Origin of the sequence: Paraprevotella xylaniphila YIT 11841 (assembly GCF_900683745.1) — a bacterium.
GTDB lineage: Bacteria > Bacteroidota > Bacteroidia > Bacteroidales > Bacteroidaceae > Paraprevotella > Paraprevotella xylaniphila.
Window position 1 is genome coordinate 3,088,358 of record NZ_LR215980.1, and the last position, 19,919, is coordinate 3,108,276.

Consider the following 19,919-nt stretch of genomic DNA (forward strand, 5'->3'; position numbering starts at 1 on the left):
ACAATGAAGAAAAGGATAAGCCAACTCTTTGGGCTTGTGGCCGTAGGAACGGCCTTGATGGCAGGGGTATCGTGCAGCAACGACACCGAGGAACTCATGGGGCAGCCGGGAGCGACGGAGGAGACGGAACATACGGCGGTCATGCACTTGACGGGCGGCTTGCAGTCCTACACCCCGAAGCGTGAGACTTCAACGGAATGGAACGAGGGGGATGTCATCTACCTGCGTTTCTATCAGGCCGATGAGAAAACGGTGGTGTGCGGCAAGGCGGTTTACAATGCCTCGTCGTCGCTGTGGAACATCAGTTACTACGGTAACTTGTCTACTGGCAGCACTTTGAAATGTGAGGCTTTTTACTTTGTCAATGCCACGGCCACGGACAACTATCATGTGACCATGACTCCGATGAGCTGTGCTTATGTGGATGAGGCTGCGACTTATATCGTGGATGACAGTGAACTGTTCGTAAGTGCGGTTTTGGCTCCGAAGACTGCCCGTATGCACATCAAAGGGGAGAAGGATAAGACGGTCGCGGTTTCAGGGGTGGTGTACAACACGTCGTTCAGCCTGACGGACAATGTGTTTACGACATCTACGGAAGAGATAAGCACACAGTTTGAGTCCGATGGCTATACACCTTATATATATTGTTCGTTGGATGAGACCCACGTGATTACACTGGACGACCTTTATTATAAGTATACCAAGACCTTCGATCCGACCAAGTTCATGGCTGGCGAGAGCGGTTACATGGTGATGCCGTCCCAAGTGGAGAACAAGGGATGGACCTCTGTTTATTATTATCCCGAAGAGGCCGTGGATTTGGGGCTTAGCGTGCGTTGGGCTTCAATGAATGTGGGTGCCTCGAACCAATATGACGATGGAATCTACACCTCGTGGGGGGATGCGTATGGTACGAATACTTCTACCAGTAGCAGTTATAACAATGATGTACATGAAATAGTGGGAAATCCGGCTTATGATATCGCCACGAACCTTTGGAACGAACGTTGGCAGATACCGACAAGAGAGCAATGGGAAGAGTTGATAAATAATTGTACATGGACGTATGCCTATGATTCCGAAAGGAAGGTTTACGGATATACGATAACGGCTGTGAACGGGAATTCCATTTATTTACCTTTTTATTTCTATACTACAGGGGAGAATATAGTGAATGGGTCTTCTTACACTTCTGGATATTATTGGAGTTCCACAGAGTACAGTAGTTCGAATAAGGCTTATGCATTAGAATTAACTTCCAGTTCCAAATATATAGATTATAATAGTAAATATTACCGGATGCAAGTCCGTCCGGTTCTTGTAAAATAATGACATAGTCTGATGAAACGACGAATAATAAACCTATGGCTGCTCTTGTTGGTGCTTTGTCCTGCTCTGGAAGCCCAAAACTGGGACTATATCCGTTCATCCGGCGAATATTATTACGGTTCCGGCACGGGGAAGACGGAGGCTGAGGCTGACAAGGCTGCATTGAACGACTTGGTACAGATGATAGCGGTGCATGTGTCAAGCGATTTCCAGTCGCAGACCGACGAGACTCAAACCAATGGGAACATCGACCATAAGACTTATGTAAGGAATTGTGTGAGCACTTATTCCTCCTCTGCCTTGACCAATGTGGAGAAATGGACAGAGGGGAAAGAACCGGAGGTTACCGTGCGGCGTTATATGCTGCGTTCGGAGTTGGACAAGATTTATGAGAAGCGCATAGAAAAGATACGCGACATGGTGGCCATTGCCGACGGGGCGTTGGAGAAAGCCAAGGTGGACATGGCCTTGCAATACTATTACTGGGCTTACTCCTTGGCACGTTCCCTGCAACATCCCACGGAAGCGAAGGATGAGGCCGGGCATAGCTTGGTGACGCTGCTTCCGGTGAAGATACGGGGCATATTGGAAGACATCAGTGTGGCTTTCGAAAAGCGTGAAGGGGATTGTGTGGATTTGGTGTTCAACTACAAAGGTCGTCCCGTATCGGGGTTGGATTTCCTCTATTCCGACGGGCGTGAAGAGTGCGACGGGGCAGCGAAAGACGGTCGCGGCATGTTGGAGATGGCACCGGGCTATGAGACGGAGTTCTATCATCTTGACATTGAATATGAGTATAAGAATCTGGCACGTGGGGACGATGAGTTGCAGGCTGTGTTGAATGTCGTGGCGAAGGCGGCTTTTCCGGAGTCTTCGGTAAGCGTGAAAGGCCGTGCGGCGCAAGACGGCACTTCGGTTGCGGTTTCCCAGCCTGCGGCACGGTTGGCTACTGCAAGTGTGGCCACTACGGATGCCCCGGCGGCAGGTCCTTCCCCGTCGCAGACGGTGGACGACGCTGCCTTGTATTGTGAAGCGATGGAAAAGGTGTTGGCAGCCATCAAGTCGCGCAACTACGTAAAGGCCAGTTCTTGTTTTACGCTCGAAGGCCTGGACGTGTACAACAAACTGATTTCTTACGGTACGGGACGTGTGGTGGGGCAACCTGATATGGTATATTACCGTAGCACAAACGGACAGGTCGTGGCACGCGGGCTGCAGATGTCGTTCTCGTTCACGAGCGGGAAGCGGAAGAAAACGTTCGTGGAAGACGTGGTGTTCACGTTCAATCCGGACAAGAAAATCTGCAACGTGGCTTTCGGATTAGGGAAAGTGGCAGAGTCAGATATCCTGAACCGTTATGCGCCCGGATGGAAAGACGAAACCCGCGAATTGATCATGGAGTTTCTGGAAAACTACAAGACGGCTTATTGCCTGAAACGTCTGGATTATATCCGTGACATCTTTGCCGATGATGCCGTCATCATCGTGGGCAATATCGTGAAGCGCAACCTTGCGGCGGTGCCGGAAGAACGTGCCATTTCGCTTGAAGGGCAGGACATCATCAAATATAACCGTTATGACAAGGAGACCTATCTGGCCAACTTGGCCCGTACGTTCAAATTGAACGAATTCATCAACCTGCGTTTTACGAACAATGACGTGCAGTGGTTGGAGAAATATGAAGATGCGGAAATCTACGGCATACAGATAGGTCAGGAATACACCTCTTCCCGTTACGCGGACAAAGGTTACCTCTTCCTGTTGGTGGATATGACCGACCATGATGCACCGCAAATCAAGGTGCGTAAGTGGCAGCCCAATGAGGTCTCGATGTCGAAGATATTCAGCGCAGGTGATTTTTATAACGACTAACACTATTCATTTTTAAAACATGGTATTATGAAAAAGATTTTGGTATTATTGGCCGTGGCGTTCATGGGCGTATCGGCAGGTTACGCACAAAGTGCGATAGAACTGGCCAAACAGCAACGCGAGCTAGACAAGGTGAATATGGACATGTTAAATGCCAAACCCTCGAAAGATGCAAAGAAGCAGGCGAAACAAAGGACAAAGGACGGGTGGGAGGTGCCGGCCGGTGGTTTGTCTATGGCCAGCCAGTTTACCCGGGCGCAACTCATGAGGCAGGAACTGATGGCTAACGATGCGGGAGAACCTGTGGCCCGCTATATCCTCCATGAGGCTACGGTGACTTCCGGTTCGGAATCTGTGGGCTACTCGTCTGCACGTGCACAATGCCAGGCCGAGATAGCCAGTATGTTGGAAACGAAGATAGCTGCGGCTATGAAGCGTAAGCAGGACAATGCTCAAAATTCTGCCATTGATGCCACCACAGTAGACAAGTTCCACGAGCGCGGACGGGCAATAACGGATGCCACGTTGTCGATGATGACTCCTGTGGTGCATATTTACCGTGTATTGCCGAACAACAATTACCAAGTGCAGGTAACCGTGGCTTATGACAAGAAAGTCATGAAAAAGCAAATGAAACGCCAGTTGGCAGAGGAACTTGAAGCGGAAGGCGACGGCTTGGACAGCGAGTTGGACGGTATCGTGGACGAGGTGCTGAGCGAGGAATTTTAGTATAAGGATATGAAGAAGGCATCTGTTATAGTGGGCATGGCATTGTGCTTTTTCGGACAGGTACAGGCCCAGAATGATGACTTCGGGGATGACTTCAAAGAAGATTTTGAATCTTTTCGACGAGCTATCCATAAGGATTTCAATAACTTCCGGAAGAAGATAAACAAAGAGTATGCCGAGTTTTTGAAAAATCCGTGGGAGGAGTTTACGGAAAAGAAACCGCTCGTCATACCCAAAGAAGACGATGTGCCTCCGGTGATTTACCCGGAGGAGGATAAGGACAATCCTCTTCCTGCCCCAGAGCCATTGCCTTTTGATGTGGTCATTCCGGTTCCCAAACCTACCCCACAACCCAAACCTGTGGAACCCATTAAGGAAGACCCGGAACCGATGCCGAAAGTGGATTTCTCATGGTTTGGCACTAAGTTAAGCGTACGGTTTGATACCTCATCGGCTTTGCAGATGACAGGCGCAAGAGAAGATGTGGTTTCTGCTGCGTGGTTGGAACTGTCAGGGCAGCAGTACACCAATCTTGTTTATGATTGCCTACAGTTGCGTACGGAGTATAAGATGGGCGATTGGGCTTACCTTGAGATGTTGCAGGCTGTGGCCGAAAAACTCTTTGGAGAGGGTACGAACGAATCCACTTTGCTTATGGCTTACTTGTATTGCCAATCCGGCTACAAGATGAGGTTGGCACGCGATGATTCCGGCGTTTTGCACATGCTTTTCGCATCTCGCCACATCATTTACGACATACCGCATTATAACGTGGGAGGTGAGAGGTTCTATCCTTATGGGGAATGCCCTTCGAGCATATACATCAGCGACAATGCATTCCAGGGCGAACAGAGCCTGTCCCTTTGGTTCGCTGCATCTCCAAGGTTGGCTGTGTCTGCCACCTCATCACGGACGCGTCAATCCGAGCGTTATCCGGAGGTAAAGGTTACGATGTCCTCGAATAAGAATCTGATGGACTTCTATTCCTCTTATCCCACTTCGATGGTGGGCGACAATTTTGTAAGCCGTTGGGCTATGTATGCCAATACGCCGATGAGTGAGGATGTGAAGCGTCAGATATATCCGGACTTGAAAGCAGCCATAAACGGATGCGACCAGTTGACGGCTGTGAATAAGTTGCTGAATTTCGTGCAGACGGGCTTCGAGTACGAGTATGACGACAAGGTATGGGGTGGCGACCGGGCTTTCTTTGCAGAGGAATCCCTTTACTATCCATATTGCGACTGTGAGGACCGTAGTATCCTTTTTACCCGTTTGGTACGCGATTTATTAGGGCTTCGTTGTATCCTGGTTTATTATCCGGGACACCTGGCCTCGGCTGTGGAATTTTCGCAGTCTGATGCCGTGGCGGGCGATTATGTCTTGTTGGAAGGACGAAAGTTCGTGATAGCCGATGGTACTTTTATCGGTGCACCTGTGGGCAAGACGATGTATGGCATGGATAACCAGACAGCCAAGGTAATTTTGTTAGAATAACAGTAGGGTTCTTTTATATATGTGGCAAAGAGGCAGTTCCTTTTGTAATAGGGGACTGCCTCTTTTAAGTGGAATTTTTATAACTGCGCGAGGATGTCTTCGGCAATCTGTTCCGCCGTCAGGTGGTTGTCGCGGAGGAATGCCGTCACGTCGAAGCGGTCTACGAACTCCTTGCGGGCACCGAAGTTGAGTACTTTCATGGGGCTTGTGCCGTAGTGGCGGGCGATTTTCTCACCGAAGCCACCGTCCAGTACGCCGTCTTCTAGCGTGGCTACAAGGACATGGTCGGCTTTCAGCGCATCTAATAAAGTGGCATCCGTTCCGGTGATATAGCGTGGGTTGATGAGGGTGGCTTCAATGCCGGCCCTTTCTTTCAGGATACGTGCGGTGGATTCGCCTAACGGGAAGAAAGAACCCAAGGCGAGCAGGGCTACTTTTGTTCCTTTCCTTACGACCTCATAACGGTTCAGTTGTCCGTAGTCCGTATCGATTTTGCGGTTTGCGTGGATGACTCCGTTGGCTGGCACGCGGATGGCTACGGGATGCTCATTCTGATGCAGGCTCCACTCCAACATGGCGAAATACTCTTCCTTGCAGGTCGGGGCGAGATAAATCATGTTAGGGATGTTGCTGATGAGCGGGATGTCGAAGAAGCAAAGATGTGTCACATCGTTCATGGCCGACAATGATCCCCAAAAGACGAGCAGCGTGGCCGGATTACGGTTGATGCAGAGGTCTTGTGAAAGTTGGTCGTAAGCTCGTTGGATGAATGTACTATACACACCGAATACGGGGCGTCCCCCATTGGCCGCGATGCCGGAGGCTAAGGCTACGGCATGCTCTTCGGCGATGCCCACGTCCACGAACTGGTGGCCTGCGGCTTGCCGTTTGTCTTCCGTAAAGCCCATGACTGTGGGGGTGCCTGCCGTGATGCCTACCACGCGGCGGTCTTCTTTCATCTTTTTCAGCAAATAGTCTGCAGTCAGTGTCCCGTAGTCTTCTCCTCCCTCGGGTTTATGCCGGGGTTCACCCGTTTCGATGACGAATGGTGCACAATAATGCCATGGTTCCTTGTGTTCTTCTGCCGGTCGGTATCCCTTGCCTTTCAGGGTGTTGATGTGTACCACGACGGGGTGGTCGATGTCTTTCACCTTTTGGAATGCCGAGATGAGGCTTCCGATGTCGTTGCCTTGGTCTACGTACAGGTAATCCAGTCCCATGGCCTTGAAGAAGTTGCAAGGACATGTGCCTTGGCTTTCACGTAACTCCTGCAGGTTACGGTACAGGCCTCCGTGGTTCTCAGCAATGGACATCTGGTTGTCGTTGACTACGATGATGAAGTTCGTGCCCAATTCTCCTGCGTAGTCCAATCCCTCGAAAGCTTCGCCGCCGCTCAGCGAACCGTCTCCGATGACAGCAATGACATTGCCTTTTTCGCCTTTCAGGTCACGGCCTTTGGCCAGTCCTCCGGCCAAGCTGACTGAGGTGGAGGTATGGCCGATGACGAAATGGTCGTGTGCGCTTTCCGACGGCTCGGAGTAGCCCGACACGTCATCGTATTTTTCCGGATAGAGGTAAGCGTCTTTCCGTCCGGTCAGCATCTTGTGCGGATAGCTTTGGTGGGACACGTCGAAGACGATTTTGTCTTCCGGCGAGTTGAACACGTAATGCAGGGCGATGGTGGCCTCCACCATGCCGAAGTTCGGGCCGAAATGGCCGCCGTGGTCGCTCAGCCGGTGTAACAATGCTTCGCGTATTTCACCGCTCAGCAGGTTGAGTTCCTCTCTGGACAATTTTTTCACGTCTTCCGGAGAGTTGATGTTTTCTAATATCATAACGGATAATTTTGTTGTTTTAAAATAATGGTACAAAGATACGCGGTTTTACTGGAAGGTTTGTTATCTGGATTACGGGTATTTTTACCCGGATTACGGGTTGGAAATACTAAAAAAACACAATGTACCAGATTTTCTCGGGGCATGACTTTGCCGAGTTTCAGAAACTGTGTAATTTTATGTCGGTTAATTTAGATAATTCCATGATGAAACACTTGAAACAGAAACTTATTGCATTGTTATGTGTTACGTTTGCCGTGGTCAGTGCTTGGGCAAACGATTCCGTGGTTTGGCACCATCCTGTGGTGGGCTATACCCATTCTATCGTAGAGGTAACCAAGGTGGTGCTCCATGCGGACCGCACGGAAGTGTCGTGCCATGTACATTACCCTTCAGGTTATTGGATTCAAATCCTGCGCACGACAGAATTGCAAACGGATGGCCGGAACTTTCCCGTAAGGGATGCTTCGGGCATTCCCCTTGGGGAACGGTACACTATGCCTGAGAGCGATGAAGTGGACTTTACGTTGACATTCGATGCCGTACCGCTTGGGACGGTAAAGATGAATCTGGTAGAACCGGGAGGATGGACGGTTTACAATATCCGTCCGGAGGATTATCGGCCCGAAGGGATAGAGGACACCTATTGGCGCGATGTGCGTACGGGAGATTGGTTTGTCGGCTTTTCCGGCGACGGCGTGATATACGACGGCAAGGTTTGGGACGTGGTGAGCCGGGATGAACGAAAAGACGGGCGTGGCCAATGGGTGATTGCCTATGGTGGAGAGCAGCTTGCTGTGGAGGTGGGCAAAGAAAAACGCGGCACGCGTCGCATCACCGTGGGCAAGGAACCGGCCGTGGAGTGCAGTCTGATTACGGGGACGGCGTTGCCTGACTATCCCGTGGGAGACCTGCGGGAGGGGTTCAAGGACAACGGTTACCGTGCGGACGACAGCGTGACCCTCATGGGATGGATGAAGGACATGCCTGCCGAGGCGTGGGAGAAAGGGCGAAGCGTGGAAATATTACGCAACAACATCTTTACGGACAAACAGGAATCCTTTGTGGCAGCCATGGATTCGACCGGGCGTTTCTCCGTGCGCGTGCCGTTGGTCAACACGTCGGAAATCTATATCGACATAGGGCGGAAGGGTGTCAACACGGTGGTGGAGCCGGGGGAGACTTATTTCCTGTTGCACGATTTCTCCACCGGCCATGTGCTTTTCATGGGAGAAGATGTCCGGTTTCAAAACGAATTGCAGACGCATCCTCCTTTGTACGTGGATGGTTATCTCCGGAAAGGGCAAGGGACGGTCGATGAATTCCGGACACAGATGGAGGATAAGTATCGGCATGCGGTAGAGGAACTGTCACGGCGTGTGGAGGCGCATCCGAACCTTTCGCGGCGTTACCGTTACTTTATGGAATCTTTTGCTTTGACAGGGTTGGGTCGTTCGATGATGCAGGCGCGGTTTGCGGTGCCCGATTGGCAGTTACCCGAAGATTACGTGGACTTTGTCCGGACAAAAGTCTGGCAGCGTCCTTCCAAACCCTATACGCTTTGCCAGAATTTTGGCATATTGATGAGGGATTATATAGGCCATTTCTCAGAAGCGAAAGACAAGGCGAGGGGCAATGCAGTATTCAATGCCTTCAAGCGTTTGCGGCAGCAAGGTGAAATCTCGATGACGGAGGAGGAGTCAAACACCGTGGAGGCTTATCAACTGGCTGTTAGGGAATTACAGGAAAAGCTGAATGCGGAGCCGTCGGATTCGTTGCGTCAACGCATGGTGGTGGAGCTTGGGAAAAGTGAGTTATCCCAACGTTTCATGTCGCTTGTTACACGTTTCGAGGACGTTTTAAATGAGGAGATATTGATAGATAATATAGATTTCTGGAAAGAAGACGCGGAATCGGTGGGGTGTGACAGTATTTTATGCCAAATTCATTTAGCCCGGAAGCTTTACGGGCTGATTGATAACATGCGGAAACCTTTGCCGGACAGGATGATGGCAAAGGCAGAATGGGGAATCAGGCTTGAGGGCGGATGGGACATCGTTAGCAGGGAACAAGAGAAGTACGTGTCTATCCAAAATCGGGACTTGTCCGACGTGAGCAGTCTGAGGTCGGCAGAAGACGTGAAGGACGTGACCGGCGGCGAGGCGTTGTTGCGTAAGCTCACGGAGCCTTATCGCGGCAAACTCGTGTTGCTCGACATTTGGGGTACTTGGTGCGGGCCGTGTAAGGAAGCCTTGTCTCATTCGCATGAACTGTTCGAGCGGATGCGTCCCTACGGCGTGGTGTTCCTTTACTTGGCCAACCGCTCTGCGGAAGATTCGTGGAAGAACGTCATCAAACAATATAACGTGGTAGGTGACAATGTGGTGCATTATAATCTTCCGGACGACCAACAACGAGCCATAGAACAATATCTGGGAGTGAACTGTTTTCCCTCTTACCGTCTTATCGGTGTAGACGGTCATGTGCTCGACGTAAATGCAGACCCTCGTAATCTGGACGCGTTGGAGGGACTGGTAAAACAGTTGGTTCTATCCGGGCAATAATCCGGTACGGATGACCAAAGGGCGAGGATAAAAACAAAAAGAAAGGGAGTGCCAGAAGGCTCGGTTTGATAGCCTCTCTTCCGGCACTCCCTTTTTGGGGGAATGATATTTCCGTGTGGGTTATTTCTTGATGACTTTGTGTACGATGCTGTTATCCGTCCCGTTGTGGAAATTGAAGATGTAGATTCCGGCAGGCAGGTCGGTAAAGTCGATTGTGCAGTTACCTTCCGTCAAAGTCGTGCGACGCACACAGTTTCCGGCCAAGTTGAAGATGTCGGCTGTTTCATAGGTGTTACCTTCGATACGCAGCGAGCCGTTAGCATTGGGATAGAAGAGTGGGCCGTCTTCGTTTTTAGCTTGTCTAATGCCCGTGCCGTCTTTTATGGTGAACTGGATTCTCGGGGAAACCTCGTCATAGGAATCGTTAATGAACAGGGCACTGAAATAGTTTCCGGGTTCGAGCGTACCGGCTTTGATGCTCACGGTTCCTTCCGTGGCTCCGTAAGTGTAATAGAAACCGTCAAGCTCGTCCACGTTGGGGTCTTTGCCATCTTTGTAGACGCCTACCCAGTCTTTCGGCGTACCCGGACCGTCCTTGTAGTGGATGAGAATTGCTTCATCGGTGGAGAATTCCGTCTTGTCGGTAGACAGCGAAGATATGTCTTTGCCTACAGAGAAATAAACTCGTTCACGCGGTTCGAAGTACTGTCCCAAGGTGAAGTAATTCAAGAAATAATATCCTTTGGGCAGATCTTTCGCCAAAGTGAGTGTGCCTTCGGTGTTTCCGCCGAGGTAATCCCATGAGTCGGATGTATCAGCTGTGCCGGGAACTTCTCCCCGCTTGTAGATGCCAATCCAGTCGTTCTTCAGGGCCGGTGCGTTGGAGTAGGTCACCACGATGTCTTCTCCTTCTTCGAATTCGCTCTTTTCCAAACTGATTTGCGGTTCGGGACCGACATAGAACGGGATTCTTTCGCTGATTTCCGTATATCCCTCATCTTCAAATAGCACGGCATAGTATTCGTTGGTTTCGTCGATGGTGAAATTCATTGAACCGGATTGAGCCGGGGTATATTTCCATTTGTACGAAAGAACGGAATGCGGTTCTTCTCCTTTGCGGTAGATGCCGATCCATGCGTTTTGACCTTCAGGAGCATATTTGTAGTCGATGGTAATGGTCTCTCCCGGTATTACGCTTGTGTCCGTTATGGAAATGGAAGGCTTGCCTGCTATACTTCCTTCTACGGTAAACTGTCTGGTGTCTGACCATTCCGACCATTCCATATTGGTATCGCGGTATCTCATCCTTACATAATAGGTACCGTTTATCAGTTTGTTTTTCTCAATGGTAAGTTGGGTGATGTCTATATTTTCATTGAGGTCAATGGGGATGTGTAAGGGTTTCCCCGTAGAACCGTAAAGGTCTTCGACGTCGTGTACCTTGTTGTATTCTATGGTAGAAAAGTCTTGGTTGAGTGAGAATTGGTATTGTACGCTATTTAGTTGTTCATCCGTAGTGGTTTTATATGGACTTCCTTTGAACGTATAAGGCAGGGTGATGGTCTCTTCTGTTATTTCCTTGATTTCCGGCTTTTTTGGAGCAGCCTTACCCAAAGTGCGACTGAAGGAATCTATTAGAATATTGTCCACGACCAGTTCCTTGTTACCGATGGCATAACACTCCGCCTTCATTTCTTTTTTATCGAAATCAAACTCCAAAATCTGGTAGCCCCAATAGTCAATGGTTTTTTGTACGTCATCGTAGTCTTGTTCGGAAGACATGCCCCACATTTGATCCCAAGAGGCAGCGCCGTTAATGATGTGATATAGCGGATAATCGGTCAACTGCCCCCTATGGTACAAATGGTGGTGACCTCCGTAGTTCAGTACGTGCTTCGGAGTCTCGGACAGGATGGGTATGATTTCATTTCTAACCCATGCCGAGATGTCACCAACGTATTGCTCAGCTTGGATAGGCCGATGGTTTACACTGATAATGAAGTCTACAGAATCGTCTTTTTTGGCAGCATCTACAATTTTTCTCACCCATTCTTTTTGGGCATCGCCGGTATGTTCAGTGGACAAAACAACGAAAAGGATACGGCCGGCTTGGTAGGCGTAATAGTTTTCCGTGCCACTGCTGATACCTTGGTAGGTAAGGTTCTCATAGTGGTAATGTGCGGCATATCTCTGCATACCTGGGTCGTTATAAGTTTCATGGTTTCCCACGGCTGTCATGATGGGGAGATAAGGTGACATGAGTTGCGATTTGAACAGGTGTATCTGTTCGTATTGGTCCAATGTACCTACGTCCACTTGGTCGCCGATATTCATAATCATGTTGATGTTTTCGGTAAGGTCGCCATATTTTTCTTCGATTTTACGTTGTGCTGCTTTCATTAGCCACTCATATCCGCTTCGGCTTTTGATTTGGTGATCACCCATTAACAGAATGCGCATGGGCTCATGGCTTTTGGGGGTCGGCATGGTGCGGAAATGGCATACTTTGCTTTTCTTGTCGTCACTGATAGCTTGGTAATAGTACACCGTGTTGGGTTGCAGTCCGGTGAGGCGGATGGAGTTCCAATAATATGGGAAACCGTCTTCTGAAAGATTGTCAATGGTACCCTCTAAGGTCTGCGTCAGTTGGTCTTTTGAAGTTCCGTAAATGACTTTAGGGGTGTTTTCGAAAGAGGTTTTCCAACTAATCCAGATGGCGGTATCTTCCGCGCTTTGGAGGTAAGGTTTCGTCATATCGGCATAGCTGCCGGTTTTAGGCTCCACGGTCAGCCGGTGTGCCACGACTTGTCCACAGGCGTTTTCACCTTCGGCCGGTGTGTAGTAAATGTCAGCTTCGGAGTAATCTTTTCCTCCTATATTTATTGTCTCTCCCGGAGCAATGGTGTGGTCTTGTATGCTTTGCACGTAGCGGCAGAATTTTATAGGAGTCTCCAAGGTATCTTTGTGTTCATCGGTAAATGTTCTTATCAGGCGGACCGGGCTGTCTTGTGATAGAAAGGAAGATGAAATTTCGACGGTAGGTGTTCCTTGTCCTGATATGACTTTGCAACCGATAGGAGTCCTCCAATCGTAATGGGCGGCAGTTTCATTTTTGGGAGCCTCGAACGTGGACGTCTCATTGATTTTCATGACAGGGTTGCCTTCTATGCAGTCGGCTTGTGCCTGGGCATACCCGCAAATTGCTAACGAAAGCAACGGAAGTGTCAGCATTCTCTTTTTCATTCTTTTTTTCTTTTAAAGTTTATGTTGTCAAGTTTTGATGCAACAAAAATAGAGTAAACTTATTAAGAGCCAGTTGCGTTGCTTTTACATTCTTTTTGCAGGGTAGAAATACATCTGATTTCACGTAGAATCTTCGTAAACAGCGCCGTGAGACGGGTTTGTGAAGTAATATAGTTGAAATAAAACGGCTTGCGAATATCTTTTGTAAGCCGTTGATTTTTTATAGTAAAACATCTCTTTGTATCCTTCGTTTTTCCTAAGATGTGCGCAATTAGATTTGCACGGTGCATTTATATAGAGTTATATCAATAATAGGAAGCCTGCTTCCTGCATCATTTACAGCTTGCATAAATTCAGTACATTCTTGTTGTGTCATTTTCTTTTTGCAATAAGCGTAATATAGGAAGTCAAGAGTAGTCAGATAAGTAATACTATTTTGAGAACAATATTCTTTTATGTCCCTTAAATTGCTACTCCCTAAAACATCTTGGTTATCCCTGCAATAAATCATACAGGCACTTTCGCCTTTTCCCAATCTACGTTGTAATGAGAAGTATTCTTTCATAGATTCACCTTTAGGAGAAAAAGTCTCTTTTCTTAATTTTGAGAAATAACGAAGATAATTGTCAATGAGATTTCTTGTTTTAGAGTTCTTTGAAACTTCATTATAAACCACATCCAATACTATATATTCATATTCGGGGAATATATCCGGTAATAGTGAAAAGTTACCCGCTTCTATAAAATGGATAATCACATCAGCATCGAGTACTATTTTCGTTTTCTTGTGTCCCATTGATATTTATTTTACCGAGCAACTCCATATAATGGCTTTCCGAGATTTTCTCTTTATCGAATAAATTACGTGCTTTTTCTCCAAAATCACCGATAACCAAACCTTCATTTGCAGCTTCGTATAAAGCCGTATCATATCCGAAACATTTTGCAGAGTTTTTTACTCCTACTTCAGCAAATTGGGAACGTGTACTTTCTGAAATGAGGCCTATATTTAACAATCTATACAACAAGGCCGAACGAGAAACAGAGAAGTAATGTTCAAGTTTCAAAATTGTTGCCATAGAAATGCTTTTAGTCTTTAATTCATTCTCCGGTACCAGTTGGCAGATTCCGGATTCAGGCATTAATAATAAAGAAGCAAACATGTCGGCACTTTGTTCTACAAAGTTCTTGCTGTATCCGGGGTTGCATTTGTGCGGGGTAGGCTTTTCTTCTATAAACAAGTGATATAATTCGTGGGCAATTGTGAAATGCTGTCTTCCACGTGGCTGATTGGAATTGATAAGCATAAAACGATGCCCGGAATTGTCCTTTAAACACATGCCTGAAAAATTGTCAGACAGAGGTCTGAACACTGTAAGTATGTTCAATTTCAAAAGCAGACTTTTCAATGTGACAGGCTCGGATGCACTAAGCCCATTATCTGTGCGAAATGCTGATACTTGTTTTTCTATGATAAACTTATTCGGCTTCATTCTGTGCAATTCGTTCCATTTTAAGATATGATTTCACAATGTCCTTGAAATTTGCGATTTCTTTTAAGTCATTATCTTCCAAATCAGAAATTCTGAAAGCAGTAGCCATAATTTCATTATCAGCTTGGATATTATCTTCAAACAAAATGAAAGGTTCACAACCGAACATGTTTGAGATTCGTTCTAAAATATCATACGGAACTTCCCTAGTGCCTCCTTCATAATTACTATATGCAGAACGCTCAATCCCAATAGATTTGGCTATCTGTTCTTGTGTGAAGCCAGACAGCTCTCTAATCTTTTTTAGATTTTCTCCAATAATTTGATTTATCGTTCTCATGAGTGCCTCTTTTAGTTCTGTGGCAAAATTACTTTTAATTTATTATATAAACAAATATTGCCACGATTAGTTCGCTTATTTATAGTTATCTCTATAAATTTGAAACAACAGATTATAGAGAAGAAAGTCAAATCAAAGAAAAATTAGAGATGTCTGTACTTTATTTGTTGGCAAGCCATGTGCAGGCATGAATCAAGTTTGCGATATATTAAGGCGCATGAAAACAGGAAAATTGTGATGTACATACTTCTCGCTTGATTTTATTGCGAACAAAAGGGATAACTACCGGTGTGTAGCTTATTCCTTTTATTTGTATTATACTATCGGTGAAAAGCCTCAACCGATAAGGCAATAGTTATGAAAGAAACGAGATGGAATGTGGTACAATTTACCGATGTGTTTCGTTTATCATTGATTATCAGACTTCTCGGAACTGTGTGCAAATTGTGTGCAATGAACTTTTGTGTGTAAAGAAAAAGCCGCTACAAATTTCTTTATAACGGCTTAATTTTCTTTGCTTTATGTCTTGTGGACCAGCCTGGGCTTGAACCAGGGACCTCCAGATTATGAGAACGATAAGATGATGTTCTGTGATAGTCTGTTTTATTAATCTTTATTGAATATCAGTCAGTTGTAAAATCCGTCATTTACAATGAAACTCACTAAATCCCCCCTAACTGAAACCGTTTGTTTACGCATTGTTTACGCAGAATTTGAGAGATTGCATATTGCCGTTGAACCCATTAAGCATACAGTACTATTACTTTTATTAATAGTCAATGTAAATATCGCCTCATATTTTAATACCCAATTTTTGCCAATTCAGCTTGATTGTCCATACGATGTGCATCATATTCATGATCTCGGCTCAATGAGTCGAAGATTGATGCGACATCTGGGTACGTGTAGCGTGTCTTATCTGCATATTTCTTGTATTTCTCACTTCGTGTCCTTTCAATTCGTCCTCCATCGTAGGGCAGACGTGAGGTCATACCACGATTGTTAAAGAACTGGCATCGAAAAGAATTTAGGATTGATTTGTCACGACCATGTTCACTATATTTTGTCAATAGTTTACAGAGAACATCCTGTGGGTAGTCTTCCCTGTCAGGAATGTTGCCTAACAGTTGGCCAAACACTATCTTTGCAGCACGAAAATACTTCTCTCTTTTTGCAAGAGACATAAATTCATCGGCATATTTCATCAAAGCATCTTCATCTAATGTCCCGTTTTTTGTCAATCCAGGGCAACTTTTTACATGGCCTTTGATAAAACGCAGTGAAAGCAACCCGATGTTTCTCTCTGAATCAGAATAAGTCTTATCGTCAAAATCTTCATCTCCACGGTATGCAAATGATATTAGTTCTAACAAACTTTTTGGCTCTGTGTAAATAGAATGATACAGGCGACAATCAGAATCCAGATGGAAAATTTCGCTAAGTAAAAGTTCTAAACTAACTATTTGTTCATCTTTGACATTTGGATTTTTATCAAGATATTCCAGTATTTTTTCTGCATCATGCTTGTACTGCTCCAATTCTGGTGTTTTAATATTGTTCAACCATCCTTGTAAGGCATTAAAGGCTGGTGCAACAGGAATGTCCTTCCCACCATAACTGACATGACGTAGCAAAGATAATACATCGCCATACCTACCCACTTTAAGCAGTTGCTCTGCCATTATGTTCAGCGTATCGTCAGAATAGCACCAAACAGATACGGTCTTCCAATAATTTTTCTTAGCTTCTTCTGGTAGAGTTTCGACAAATCTGGTTAATTCTTCATTTGTTCCGATGCTAATAAGAATATCATTCCGATTATTGTATTTCCTCACCACTTTCCAATAGCGTTCCTTGTTTGTGTTGAATAAAGAGACAAAGAATCCTGCTAAAAGTTGATTGTCAAAACCTTCGTTTATAACAAAATCAACCATCGGGTATGTGGTCTTGAATTTTGCAAATGCAAGACCTGTTTGATATTTGTCTTCAGATTTCTCGGCAATCTTTCTTAAACCATCGAATCCTATCTGCTTGTACAGTTCTTTCACGGCAGCTACTCTGAAATTCAACTGTTTTTCTGTCCACTTACATATATCATCCTCTCTCCGATGCAGTTCATGTATAGGCAAGAAAGCCTTGAATTTCCACAAGTTAGCCTCAATAATATCATCTGGCAATATGACTTCTAAGAGATTTTTTAGCCAGTTCATCTCATCATCACTTATACACCAATCTGAATCACGGGCTTCTTCAAAATGATATATTTTTTCTCTTATTTTGTCACAGAACTTATTTTTACCTTTCAGAAAATCTATATTTGAAGAAATCGCATCTTGGACTTCTTTCCTAAGATGAGCAGGCAAGTCAGGAGCAGTCGCTGTTTCCAACATGCATTCAATAGCATCATTGCTATAATCGCAATTTTGTATCAACATCCTCACTGTAGCTGTTAATGCTGTCAAAAACTCATCCATTGTCACGGCTTTAACGTCTTCTCCGAAATATCTCCACCGCATTATACGGCCATTAATGCTTTGTGATTGACGGCTATAGTTCACTAAACATCTACAAAGTCTGAAAACAAATGGTCTAAACTCCTCTGCCATGGATTCAAGTACCATAAAACATTGCTCTACGGTTGCTTTTGTTTTAGGCATCCAGAGACAATATATTTTGCACAACGACTCAAAAGGATTTCCAGCATACCCTTCTTTCTTCCCTAAAGACGAGAGTTCAAATAGGATTCGGCTAATTCTGGAAAGATTCTCTGCAGGCCAGGCCAAGTCTTCCAATGCAGATAAAACATATCCATAGTGCGAACTATTACCCCACAAGGAGGTATGCTCAAAATTGATTCGGAACATCTCACGGATGATAGAATTATCGCTCATCACATCATCTTCAATTTTCTGAATAAAAACCTGAGGCGAAGCTTCTGCCAAGAGAGATATCAGATTCTGTTTGCAATAGCCAAACCACCATTCTAAAGTGTTTATATTTAATATTGCTCTAACCTTTTCGTCAACCCACGGAATCAGTTGAGCATTTTTGTCACCTCGAAGAGCCAATAACACCAATGTCAAGAATAACCCTTCTTTAGCATAATAGCTATACTTCGTATTATGTTTTTGCCAGAATAAGGAATCAGTCGTGGCTGCCTTTTTGTCATCAAGGTCAATATCATTTGCGACTTTGTCAATAATGACAGAGAGTCTATCTAAGTATTGGGGTGTGATAAAATCTATTGCATAATTTATAGCGTCAAATGGAGATATAACATACCATAGATTATCAATAAGTCCAAAAGGACTGTCGTTGCCTTTAGCAAATGTCTGAATAACATTTTCGAATTGGCAATATTCCATCCCAGAAAGCTCTTCAATTAGTTTTTTGTCCCCTTCCAAATTATTCAGCCAACGTCCTATCAGAAGAGCCGGAAGCAATTGGTTGATATTTTCAGGCTTCGCCCAATCAGGGTTGTTGCGTTCAAAACCAAGTTTCCTTCTCAAGATAGCTGTGCTTCGCCCTGTATCAGAACAAAGCTGCCTTGCTTGCGTTTCATTAAATCCGCTTTCTTTTAAAGCATTAATAAAATCGTCAGGCTCTGGTGTTCGTAGAATGATAGACACTCCACTTCTGCTTCTTGCAGATGGATGTGTAACATACACCAAGCAATTCTCGTTTGGATTAATGTTTTTATCATCTCCACTAGAGATAATAACCATATTGGAACATTGTGAAGCCAATAAGCCTGTGGTTTCATTGTCTTTTGCAATAACCACTCTGTTTTTAAGATTGTCATCTCCGCATTGTAATATAGCAGCCACGACAAATGCGAGCGATTCTTCTACAGAATGGGAACAAACATCTATTGCTATATGATTTTCTGTTTTCTCCAGAAGTTCTTTGACAGATTCCTCGCGTCCTCCAACGGCAACACTATAGCAAAGTTGTTGTCCTTTATCGTTGGTTGACCATTGACGCCAATACGATTCTATACTTTGAATTTTCTCTCTGTGGGAAATGTTAAGTTTTTCTGCCACCCATAAAGCGACAGAAGGATAATAAGATAGCCAATCCTCTAATTCTACGGCTGTTATCACCTTAACCCTTTTCCACTTATTCAGTTTATTTTTGTCTGCTTCCCAAGATGGCGCTTTGGGCCATTCGCGAGGAGTGATGAAAACGAAGGTACATTCTCCTTTCTCAAATTCTAATGGGCCATTCGTACGTTTTGTATAATCGTCATTAGCTTTTGTTGCCACTTTCTCATTCGTCCCCATCTCGATAAGACATGTACCAGCTGGCAGATAAGTGTCATTGTCTTCAGAAACAACAATGCCATCCCATCCGGCAGAATGAGTGCTTTCTTCAGTCGGTATGTACACCTTTGAAAGATGCGGCTTAGTTGCATGCACCAATCGGCGTATTAACTCAGGAAGCAAACCACGGATTTCCAACGTGTCTGCCCATCGTTTGAGGTCATTGGCCTTAATGAGTTTCATTCTACTTTAAAATATATCTTGCCTAAACGCTTGTTTTTTTAACGGCAGTGTTTCCTTAAGTGTGTCTGAAACTAGTTTGTTTCAGAAACGAATATGCAAAGTTAATTCAATTTTTTATCAACTCAATCATAAATGCTAATTTTGTGTTACAGCCGGACACGGCTCTTTCATTAAAAATGCCTCTAATTTTCAATGTTTGTGGGTATTAAGCGGTTAAAAGCTATTTTTAACTTACCCCAACAAGGCATTCCTTATATTTATAAAGGTTGATTTTGCAGTAAATGTAACTTATTCAAATTGTTATCAAACAATGCCAAGGTTAAATGAAAGAGCCGTAGCAGCCCGACGAGAAAACAAGTTCTACTAAGGATAAGCCGCCACCAACAAGTTGTGTCCACACAGGAAACAATGAGCCGTTAGAAACCATCTCAACCGAGTCGGTTCCACTATTTTTAGGAATGCCATTCAACTAAGAAAACCTTTATATCCCCTCCCTGTCTTGGAAAAGC

The 19,919-nt window shown here is 45.3% G+C and carries 11 protein-coding genes; 5 read left to right on the forward strand and 6 right to left on the reverse strand.

The features are described from left to right. The first annotated feature begins 3 nt into the window (after window positions 1-3). The 4 genes from E0E47_RS12915 to E0E47_RS12930 are packed head-to-tail and all read left to right on the forward strand — an operon-like array spanning window position 4 to window position 5,430. Entirely contained in the window at window positions 4-1,332 is a 1,329-nt protein-coding gene (locus E0E47_RS12915) for a fibrobacter succinogenes major paralogous domain-containing protein (RefSeq protein WP_040602823.1), read from the forward strand. A gap of 12 nt (window positions 1,333-1,344) precedes the next feature. Continuing rightward, window positions 1,345-3,204, forward strand: coding sequence for an LPP20 family lipoprotein (locus E0E47_RS12920; protein ID WP_130893905.1), 1,860 nt, complete (start codon window positions 1,345-1,347; stop codon window positions 3,202-3,204). Window positions 3,205-3,231: 27 nt separating this feature from the next. Further along, on the forward strand, window positions 3,232-3,933 hold the full coding sequence (locus E0E47_RS12925; RefSeq protein WP_130893906.1) for a hypothetical protein: 702 nt from the start codon (window positions 3,232-3,234) through the stop codon (window positions 3,931-3,933). A gap of 9 nt (window positions 3,934-3,942) precedes the next feature. Then, window positions 3,943-5,430 (forward strand): hypothetical protein, encoded by a 1,488-nt coding sequence (locus tag E0E47_RS12930; RefSeq protein WP_008627174.1) that lies wholly within the window; start codon window positions 3,943-3,945, stop codon window positions 5,428-5,430. Between the two features lie 77 nt (window positions 5,431-5,507). Here the strand turns inward: E0E47_RS12930 and E0E47_RS12935 are convergent, their stop codons facing one another. Further along, a complete protein-coding gene (locus E0E47_RS12935) occupies window positions 5,508-7,265 on the reverse strand; it encodes a 1-deoxy-D-xylulose-5-phosphate synthase (RefSeq protein WP_130893907.1) in 1,758 nt (585 codons plus the stop codon). 122 nt (window positions 7,266-7,387) lie between these two features. Between E0E47_RS12935 and E0E47_RS12940 the strand changes: the two genes are divergently transcribed. Beyond that, on the forward strand, window positions 7,388-9,829 hold the full coding sequence (locus E0E47_RS12940; protein ID WP_232038438.1) for a TlpA family protein disulfide reductase: 2,442 nt from the start codon (window positions 7,388-7,390) through the stop codon (window positions 9,827-9,829). Window positions 9,830-9,949: 120 nt separating this feature from the next. On the opposite strand, the gene E0E47_RS12945 is transcribed toward E0E47_RS12940, so the two are convergent. The 5 genes from E0E47_RS12945 to E0E47_RS12965 form a co-directional block, all read right to left on the reverse strand. Next, a complete protein-coding gene (locus E0E47_RS12945; RefSeq protein ID WP_130893908.1) occupies window positions 9,950-13,072 on the reverse strand; it encodes a fibronectin type III domain-containing protein in 3,123 nt (1,040 codons plus the stop codon). 271 nt (window positions 13,073-13,343) lie between these two features. Beyond that, window positions 13,344-13,868 carry a PIN domain-containing protein gene (locus E0E47_RS12950; protein WP_130893909.1) on the reverse strand — a complete coding sequence of 175 codons (525 nt, stop codon included), beginning with the start codon at window positions 13,866-13,868 and terminating at the stop codon, window positions 13,344-13,346. Further along, complete coding sequence (locus E0E47_RS12955) at window positions 13,831-14,565, reverse strand: ImmA/IrrE family metallo-endopeptidase (protein WP_008627181.1); 735 nt, start codon at window positions 14,563-14,565, stop codon at window positions 13,831-13,833. The genes E0E47_RS12950 and E0E47_RS12955 overlap by 38 nt, the downstream gene beginning before the upstream one ends. After that, entirely contained in the window at window positions 14,552-14,905 is a 354-nt protein-coding gene (locus E0E47_RS12960; RefSeq protein ID WP_008627182.1) for a helix-turn-helix domain-containing protein, read from the reverse strand. Before E0E47_RS12960 ends, E0E47_RS12955 begins: the two co-directional genes overlap by 14 nt. Window positions 14,906-15,705: 800 nt before the next feature. Then, entirely contained in the window at window positions 15,706-19,410 is a 3,705-nt protein-coding gene (locus tag E0E47_RS12965) for a hypothetical protein (protein WP_130893910.1), read from the reverse strand. Between the last annotated feature and the right edge of the window lie 509 nt (window positions 19,411-19,919).

What these genes read in the sequence shown, in the direction of transcription:
- E0E47_RS12925 (WP_130893906.1), top strand. Translation starts at nt 3,232, where the DNA reads ATGAAAAAGATTTTGGTATTATTGGCCGTGGCGTTCATGGGCGTATCG.
- E0E47_RS12945 (WP_130893908.1), bottom strand. Translation starts at nt 13,072, where the DNA reads ATGAAAAAGAGAATGCTGACACTTCCGTTGCTTTCGTTAGCAATTTGC.
- E0E47_RS12955 (WP_008627181.1), bottom strand. Translation starts at nt 14,565, where the DNA reads ATGAAGCCGAATAAGTTTATCATAGAAAAACAAGTATCAGCATTTCGC.
- E0E47_RS12950 (WP_130893909.1), bottom strand. Translation starts at nt 13,868, where the DNA reads ATGGGACACAAGAAAACGAAAATAGTACTCGATGCTGATGTGATTATC.
- E0E47_RS12915 (WP_040602823.1), top strand. Translation starts at nt 4, where the DNA reads ATGAAGAAAAGGATAAGCCAACTCTTTGGGCTTGTGGCCGTAGGAACG.
- E0E47_RS12940 (WP_232038438.1), top strand. Translation starts at nt 7,388, where the DNA reads ATGTACCAGATTTTCTCGGGGCATGACTTTGCCGAGTTTCAGAAACTG.
- E0E47_RS12930 (WP_008627174.1), top strand. Translation starts at nt 3,943, where the DNA reads ATGAAGAAGGCATCTGTTATAGTGGGCATGGCATTGTGCTTTTTCGGA.
- E0E47_RS12920 (WP_130893905.1), top strand. Translation starts at nt 1,345, where the DNA reads ATGAAACGACGAATAATAAACCTATGGCTGCTCTTGTTGGTGCTTTGT.
- E0E47_RS12935 (WP_130893907.1), bottom strand. Translation starts at nt 7,265, where the DNA reads ATGATATTAGAAAACATCAACTCTCCGGAAGACGTGAAAAAATTGTCC.
- E0E47_RS12965 (WP_130893910.1), bottom strand. Translation starts at nt 19,410, where the DNA reads ATGAAACTCATTAAGGCCAATGACCTCAAACGATGGGCAGACACGTTG.
- E0E47_RS12960 (WP_008627182.1), bottom strand. Translation starts at nt 14,905, where the DNA reads ATGAGAACGATAAATCAAATTATTGGAGAAAATCTAAAAAAGATTAGA.